General features: G+C 38.1%; 6 protein-coding genes and 3 pseudogenes. 7 read left to right on the plus strand and 2 right to left on the minus strand.

The genetic code is table 11. The annotated features are described in order from the left end of the window. The 5 genes from GEZ85_RS09215 to GEZ85_RS09235 form a co-directional block, all read left to right on the plus strand. Positions 1–459: transposase (locus GEZ85_RS09215; protein WP_153210124.1), on the plus strand; the 459-nt coding region annotated here is incomplete at its 5' end. Positions 460–674: 215 nt separating this feature from the next. Beyond that, positions 675–2,453 carry a phosphotransferase gene (locus tag GEZ85_RS09220; RefSeq protein ID WP_153210123.1) on the plus strand — a complete coding sequence of 593 codons (1,779 nt, stop codon included), beginning with the start codon at positions 675–677 and terminating at the stop codon, positions 2,451–2,453. Position 2,454: 1 nt separating this feature from the next. Beyond that, positions 2,455–2,640, plus strand: coding sequence for a hypothetical protein (locus GEZ85_RS09225; RefSeq protein ID WP_000805405.1), 186 nt, complete (start codon positions 2,455–2,457; stop codon positions 2,638–2,640). Between the two features lies 1 nt (position 2,641). Further along, positions 2,642–4,069 (plus strand): cytosine permease, encoded by a 1,428-nt coding sequence (locus GEZ85_RS09230; RefSeq protein WP_153210122.1) that lies wholly within the window; start codon positions 2,642–2,644, stop codon positions 4,067–4,069. Positions 4,070–4,551: 482 nt separating this feature from the next. Beyond that, on the plus strand, positions 4,552–5,979 hold the full coding sequence (locus GEZ85_RS09235) for a cytosine permease (protein WP_153210121.1): 1,428 nt from the start codon (positions 4,552–4,554) through the stop codon (positions 5,977–5,979). A gap of 47 nt (positions 5,980–6,026) precedes the next feature. Here GEZ85_RS09235 and GEZ85_RS09240 read toward each other — a convergent pair. Beyond that, positions 6,027–6,206, minus strand: a pseudogene (locus tag GEZ85_RS09240) (IS3 family transposase); the annotation flags it as partial. On the opposite strand from GEZ85_RS09240, the pseudogene GEZ85_RS09245 reads away from it, so the two are divergent. Next, positions 6,198–6,656 (plus strand): annotated as a pseudogene (locus GEZ85_RS09245) (ABC transporter ATP-binding protein); the annotation flags it as partial. The pseudogenes GEZ85_RS09240 and GEZ85_RS09245 sit on opposite strands and share 9 nt — an antisense overlap. 302 nt (positions 6,657–6,958) lie before the next feature. After that, positions 6,959–7,615 (plus strand): CBS domain-containing protein, encoded by a 657-nt coding sequence (locus tag GEZ85_RS09250; protein ID WP_004256822.1) that lies wholly within the window; start codon positions 6,959–6,961, stop codon positions 7,613–7,615. 284 nt (positions 7,616–7,899) lie between these two features. Here the strand turns inward: GEZ85_RS09250 and GEZ85_RS09255 are convergent. Then, positions 7,900–8,122, minus strand: a pseudogene (locus GEZ85_RS09255) (IS30 family transposase); the annotation flags it as partial.

Below are 8,122 nucleotides of genomic sequence, written 5' to 3' on the forward strand. Positions count from 1 at the left end.
GCCATGTTTGACAAGGAACAGAAGAGAGGGTATAAACAGTCAGCTAGAAACTTAGCGAATTGGCACTATGATGACAAGGAGGATAGCTACACACATCCTGATAGCTGGTATTATCGTTTTCACCATACCAAACATCAGAAAACACAGACAGACTTTCAACAGAAAATCAAGGTTTACTACGCTTATGAACCTGAATCAGCCCCTCAAAAGGGACTGTATATGAACGAACGCTATCAAAACTTGAAAGCTAAAGAATGTCAGGCGCTTTTATCTCCCGAAGGTAAACAGATTTTCGCTCAACGCAAGATTGATGTTGAACCTGTCTTTGGGCAGATAAAGGCTTGTTTGGGTTACAAGAGATGTAATCTGAGAGGGAAGCGTCAAGTGAGAATTGACATGGGATTGGTACTTATGGCCAATAACCTCCTAAAATACAATAAGAGAACGACTCAAAATTAAAAAGCTAGAGTTCCGCAATTGGAAATCTCTAGCTTTTTGTGGTCGAGAACTATTTTGTCTTAGGTTCTTTTTTGGGGCTCTTTCTTCGTTTGCTTACTATTCTGATGGACTTGGTTTGAGCATCCGTTTTCTTAATATAGAATCTAACTTGACAAAAGTGTGTGTTCATCATATAATAGAATAAATAAAAATATTGAACAAAAGAGGCTGAGGATATGCTATCAGAAAAACAATTTAAATTTTTACGTTTTTTGTTGACTCACAAAGACGAAAACTTTACGCAGAGACAATTGGCTGAACAGTTAGACATCTCTTTGGGGACAGTAAATAATCTTCTCAAGGAATGTAAAGAAGAGAAGTGGATCAGTGAGGAAAATCATTTAACTGACTTAGGTGAGGGGACTTTAGCTCCGTATCAGGTGAAGAATGCCATTATCATGGCTGCAGGTATGAGTAGCCGCTTTGCTCCTTTGTCTTATGAGCTACCTAAAGGATTGCTTCAAGTTAAAGGTGAGCGTTTGATTGAGAGAGAAATCAAGCAGTTGCAAGAAGCTGGAATAGAGGATATTACAGTTATTGTAGGCTATCTGCAGGAAAAAATGTTCTATCTAGCAGAAAAATTTGGTGTTAAAATCGTTGTGAATAATGATTACTACAAGTACAACAACTGTTCTTCTCTCATGCTAGTCAGAGATCAACTTTCTAACACTTATATCTGCTCTTCGGATAATTATTTTGTAGAAAATCCGTTTGAACGATACATTTACAGGGGTTATTATTCTACAATATTTGCAGAAGGGGACACAGACGAATACTGCTCTAAGGAAGACTCCAATCACACTATTATCGATATTCAAATCGGTGGGACGAATACTTGGGCTATGGTGGGGCACGTTTATTTTGATCGTGCATTTAGTGAAAAGTTTGTAGATATTTTAGAAACTGAATTTAAGCACGAACCATATCGCGAACAACTCTGGGAAGATTATTATAGTCGTCACGTCAAGGAGCTTCCTTTGGAAGCTCGGCATTATTCAGCAGATATTGTTAAGGAGTTTGATTCACTAGATGAGTTGCGTCAGTTTGATGAACACTATTTGGTGAATACGAATTCGGAAATCATTGATAATATCTGTAAGACATTGGGATGTGTGGCTTCAGATATTGTCAATATCAAACCTCTAAAAGATGGTCTAACCAACACTTCGTTTTCATTTGACTGCCTAGGAAAGAAATATGTTTACCGTCATCCAGGTAGAGGAACGGAGAATTATATTGATCGTGCTAGTGAAGCGGCTTCTATGGAAATTGCTGCAAAATTAAAGATTGACCGTACTTTTGTCGCCATGAACAAGGATGAGGGCTGGAAAATTTCAGAATTTATTCCCAACGCCAAGCAACTAGATTATGATAATTGGGATGATGTAGCAAAAGCAATGGAGCTCTTGAGACGCTTGCACCAATCTGGAGAAAAAACGGATCATTCCTTTGATCAATTTGAGGGAATTGATGATTTTAGACGAAAATTAAAGGCTAGCAATCGTTTTGAGTTTGATGGACTTGAAGAGTTGGATAAGAATGTCTCAGTTCTCGAGAAGCTTTTACAAGAAGATCAAGCGAAAAAGGTTCTCTGCCACGGAGATTCTTATAGCCCGAATTTCTTGTTGAATGAAGCTGGAGAAATGAGCTTGATTGATTGGGAATATTCTGGTATGGGAGATCCAGCAGGAGATTTAGGAACCTTTATCGGGTGTTCAAATTATACAGTAGAAGAAGCTGAAAAGGTACTTGAAATCTATTTACAAGAAGTTCCGGACAAGAAAACCAAACGTCATTATTTTGCTTATGTATCAGTGACTTCATATTATTGGTTTTTATGGGCCCTGTTCCAAGAAAGCGTTGGAAAACCAGTAGGTGAATTTCTTTATATCTGGTATCGTTATACCAAGCAGTATGGAAAACTTGCATTAGATTTATACTTAGAGGAGAATTGAGATGAAACCGACATCTGAAATTGAAGAATTAGTAGCAAATGAAACGAAAAGAAGGCTAGAAGAAATGGAATCACCAAACTATGTGTTTGCTCAGCCATTTCTAAAAAGTGATTTTATTATAGTCATTGGCTTAGTTCTAATTAACCTTATTCTGATTATCCTAGCCATGACAGGAGGTATTCAATAAAATGTCTAAGATGAATGACTTTATTCAACAGGAGACGATAACGGGAATTGTTCCCATGACCAACAAGGATCGTCAGTATTCTTTCTGGGATCTCTTCCTATCAACAAGTGGTTTTGCCATTGCAACTTGGTGTTATACCCAAGGAGCCTATGTGGCTCAATATTTGACCTTTAATCAAATGTTGATTAATATTTTTAGTTTCAACATTATCTGGGTTTTTATCGAATGTCTCCCAATTTTGTTTGCAGTTAAGTATGGAATTGATTTATGGATTTGGTTGAGGGCTGTCTTAGGAAAAAAAGGGGTAGCCTTGCTATCAACCATTATTAGCTTGGCTAACTTTGGCTGGTACGCCGTTGCAGCTAATCTTTTTGCCAATTCTATGATCCACTTGGGAAATAATTTTGGACTTGGTTTAGACAAGGGAGTATGGGCACCGATTTTAGGTACTCTCTGTGTTCTTCTTGGAACGTTGATTGCTCTTGGAGGTCCAGAAGTAATCAAATGGACCAATCGATTTTTGGTTATCGCCCTGTTGATTGTCGGTCTGATTATCGTTGGAATCTGTTTTGTAGCTGTTCCTATAACTGACATTATGAACATTCAACCAGCTACCCAAGGAGATTTAACTCCATTAGAACGCTTCATGCTTTCTGGGGAAGGAAATGTAGCCTTTGCCTTCTCTTGGTCTACACAGGCGCTAGTTTTGCCACGTTTGGCAAAATCAGAACGCAGTGGCTATTGGGCTACAGCCTTATCATACGGGATTGTCGCTCCATTCTTTGTTGCGACAGGTGGAGTTATGGCTTTAGCCATGTTTGTCAAAACAGGTGTTTATGAAAGTGATCCAACAACGATGCTTTCAACGTTGAGTACTCCTGCCTTTGCGCTTTTAAGTTTACTACTAGTAGCTTTTGCTAATATTGGAACCCAGGGTACAGGATCGTACGTGAACTGTATGATTGTAAAAAGTGGGATGCCCAAAGTAAGCTATAAACTAATGGTTTGGATTGCCATGGTTTATGTTAGCCTACTAACCATCTGGGGAGGAGTAGAAGAGTATTTCGGATCCTTCATCTCACTAGCCGCTTATATTCAAGGGCCAATTATTGGTATGATTGTTGTCGATTATTTTATCTTAAGAAAACGAAAACTCGATTTGCGTTCAGCCTATTTCCTTGAAGGACATGATGCCTACGAATTTACTAAAGGATTTAACTTAGTTGGCTTGTCTTGCGTATTCATTTCTTTGTTAGTTGCGGTACTATTTGTTTACAACCCTGTAACTGCACAAATTCAAAGTTCGATCTTTTTAATCACAACTGGTAGTGGCTTTACTGCGATCTTTGGTGGTCTATTGTACTGGCTAGCTAGCTTAACTCGTTTAAAACGCTATATGCTCAAGGATAGAGATTCCGTTACGATTTAAGGATAGAGGATTGATTAGAAGTACTTGAGTATGCCCCCTGCTGGAGGCTTTAGAAAATCTTTATTAATACGGTAGAATAAGCTGAGCAGGTACTTGAAATTTCTGTAGAAGAAATTCCAAACGTGAAAACGAAATACAGCTATCTAGCTCAGGTGTTTGGAACGTCATACTATTACTCTTTTGTGAGGATTATTTCAGGAGAGCGTCTGTAAATCTATTAGGGTAGGGAAGTTTTTCTATATTTGGTATCACTATAGTGGGCAGTATGGTCAACTAAAATTAATTTTTAGTCGGAGGACTAACAAAATGAGAATTGGTATTGAACTTGAGCAATTAGTTGTAGGTGAAACTAAAAAATGAAAACCTTAATCTATATATATTTATCTCCCCTTTCATAAAAGTTTATTTTACATAAGTAATTGATATGATTCTAGTCAATCATATTCTGATTATCCTAGCCATAACACGAGGTATTCAATAAAATGTCCAAGATGAATGACTTTATTCAACAGGAGACCATAACGGGAATTGTTCCCATGACCAACAAGGATCGTCAGTATTCTTTCTGGGATCTCTTCTTATCGACAAGTGGTTTTGCCATTGCAACTTGGTGTTATACCCAAGGAGCCTATGTGGCTCAATATTTGACCTTTAATCAAATGTTGATTAATATTTTTAGTTTCAACATTATCTGGGTTTTTATCGAATGTCTCCCAATTTTGTTTGCAGTTAAATATGGAATTGATTTATGGATTTGGTTGAGAGCTGTTCTAGGTAGAAAAGGGGTAGCTGTTCTATCAACTGTGATTAGTTTGGCAAATTTTGGTTGGTACGCCGTTACCGCCAATCTTTTTGCCAGCTCCATGATTCATTTGGGAAATAATTTTGGACTTAGTTTAGATAAGGGAGTATGGGCACCGATTCTAGGCACTCTCTGTGTTCTCCTTGGAACGCTGATTGCTCTTGGGGGTCCAGAGGTGATTAAAGGTACTAATCGCTTTCTAGTGGTAGCCTTGTTATTTGTTGGGCTAATCATCGTTGGAATTTGTTTTGTTGCGGTTCCGATTAGTGATATTATGAATGTCCAACCTGCCATTCAAGAAAATTTGACACCGATTGAACGTTTTATGATGTCAGGGGAAGGAAATGTGGCCGTAGCCTTTTCTTGGTCTACACAAGCCTTTGTCTTACCACGTTTGGCAAAATCAGAACGCAGTGGCTATTGGGCTACAGCCTTGTCATACGGGGTTGTTGCGCCATTCTTTGCTGCGACAGGTGGGGTGATGGCTCTAGCCATGTTTGTTAAAACAGGTGTCTATGAAAGTGATCCAACAACGATGCTTTCAACGTTGAGTACTCCTGCCTTTGCGCTTTTAAGTTTACTACTAGTAGCTTTTGCTAATATTGGAACCCAGGGTACAGGATCGTACGTGAACTGTATGATTGTAAAAAGTGGGATGCCCAAAGTAAGCTATAAACTAATGGTTTGGATTGCCATGGTTTATGTTAGCCTACTAACCATCTGGGGAGGAGTAGAAGAGTATTTCGGATCCTTCATCTCACTAGCCGCTTATATTCAAGGGCCAATTATTGGTATGATTGTTGTCGATTATTTTATCTTAAGAAAACGAAAACTCGATTTGCGTTCAGCCTATTTCCTTGAAGGACATGATGCTTATGAGTTTACAAATGGCTTCAATCTAGTAGGATTATCTTGTGTAATCATTTCCTTGTTAGTTACGGTATTATTTGTTTACAATCCCATAACAAAGCATATCCAGAGTCCTATGTTCCTGCTCACAACTGGTAGTGGCTTCACTGCAATTTTTGGAGGTCTATTGTACTGGTTAGCTAGCTTAACTCGTTTAAAACGCTATATGCTCAAGGATAAAGATTCCGTTACGATTTAAGTTTAAGAGAGAACGTTGTGTACTACCCCAAAAAGTTGGAAAAATAATTATTGAAAGGACTTAGTTCTATATTGCACAGGACTAAGTCCTTTTAGTTTTACATTAATTCGTTTATTATTGTAGTAATCAATGTAGTCTACAATAGCTTGTTCTAATTGCTTAAGAGACGTAAACGTCTTCTCATAGCCATAAAATATTTCCGATTTCAAAATGCCGAAGAAGGACGCCACGTCTTTCCTGGCTTGACTGTTATGGAAAATCTTGAAATGGGAGCTTTCTTAAAGAAAAATCGTGAAGAAAATCAAGCTAACTTGAAGAAGGTTTTCTCACGCTTTCCTCGTCTTGAAGAACGGAAGAACCAAGATGCAGCAACTCTTTCAGGGGGGGAACAACAAATGCTTGCCATGGGACGCGCTCTTATGTCAACACCAAAACTTCTTCTTTTAGATGAACCATCAATGGGACTTGCCCCAATCTTTATCCAAGAGATTTTTGATATCATTCAAGATATCCAGAAACAAGGGACAACTGTCCTCTTGATTGAACAAAATGCCAATAAAGCACTCGCAATCTCTGACCGAGGCTATGTACTGGAAACAGGAAAAAACGTCCTATCAGGAACAGGAAAAGAACTCGCCTCATCAGAAGAAGTCAGAAAAGCGTATCTGGGTGGCTAAACTAGTCTGGGAGACTAGTTTAGGTTGCAAATGAAGATTGCTAAGCAATTATTTTATCCAGTGGATTGTTTTAGTCGGCATATTTAGATTGCAAACAAATCTGCATCTACTTTGAAATATGAATTTCTAATAATTGAAAAATGAAATGAAACGTATCTTACCTTCATTCACAGAGCTCGATTTCAGAGCTCTTTTTGCTAGCTTATTCATACTTTTCTGAATTTTGAAAAAGAAATGTAAGCGTTTGATAGATTTACAAAAAGATTGTATAATAGGGATAAGAATAGAAAAGGAGAAGTCTCATGGCAGTTAAAGATTTTATGACCCGCAAGGTAGTTTATATTAGTCCAGATACAACAGTATCTCATGCAGCAGATTTGATGAGAGAGCAAGGGTTGCACCGCTTGCCTGTTATCGAAAATGATCAATTGGTTGGTTTGGTAACTGAAGGAACCATTGCGCAAGCTAGTCCATCAAAAGCAACAAGTCTTTCTATCTATGAGATGAATTATCTTCTAAATAAGACAAAAGTAAAAGATGTCATGATTCGCGATGTTGTCACTGTTTCAGGCTATGCGAGTCTAGAGGATGCAACTTATTTGATGTTGAAAAACAAGATTGGTATTCTTCCTGTCGTAGATAATCATCAAGTATACGGAGTTATTACGGACCGTGACGTTTTCCAAGCCTTTCTTGAAATTGCTGGTTATGGTGAAGAAGGAATTCGTGTGCGCTTTGTTACGGAAAACGAAGTTGGCGTTCTTGGAAAGATTGTTTCTTTGATTGTAGAAGAAAATTTGAATATCTCCCATACAGTCAATATTCCGCGTAAGGATGGTAAGGTCATTATCGAAGTTCAAATCGATGGATCAATTGATTTACCAGCCTTGAAAGAAAAATTTGAATCAGAGAATATTCAAGTAGAAGAAATCACTCGTACTTCAGCGAAAGTCTTGTAAGAAGGGAAGCCGAAAGGCTTCTTTTTTCATGAGCTAAATTCCCAAACTAAGTTCCACCGCTAGTAGAAGTGGAAGTTAGTCTGATAAAAATCGTAAAAACCAGTGGAAATCCGTGTCAGGGTAAGTTCCACTGGTTTTACTAATGCTTGATTTCATCGCTTTTGTAACCAAAATGAATCGAAAAAAAGAGCGCACAAAATCCTCTCATCTGAAAGCGTTTCAGATTAAGTTCCGCTATGGTGGAACTTAGTGTGAGACGTTTGAATGGGGTTGAAGGTTAATTTTTAGAACTTATGTTGGTGTAATGTAGACGACTGACAGACTTCTTCTGCAGGTATTTTAGAAATACCAAGAAGCTTAGGAATCTCTTCTCCGTAAGTAAAAGCAAGGAGTTCATGGGCTGACTTTCCATTCAAAGCAGCGCGTTTGACACTGTTGACATGCGAACAAACGAGATTAATGTCCTCTTGAGTTAAGTTGTCAAAAGAAGTTCCCTTTGGTAGAATA

The sequence above is a fragment of the Streptococcus mitis genome, assembly GCF_009496205.1.
Lineage (GTDB): Bacteria > Bacillota > Bacilli > Lactobacillales > Streptococcaceae > Streptococcus > Streptococcus mitis_BN.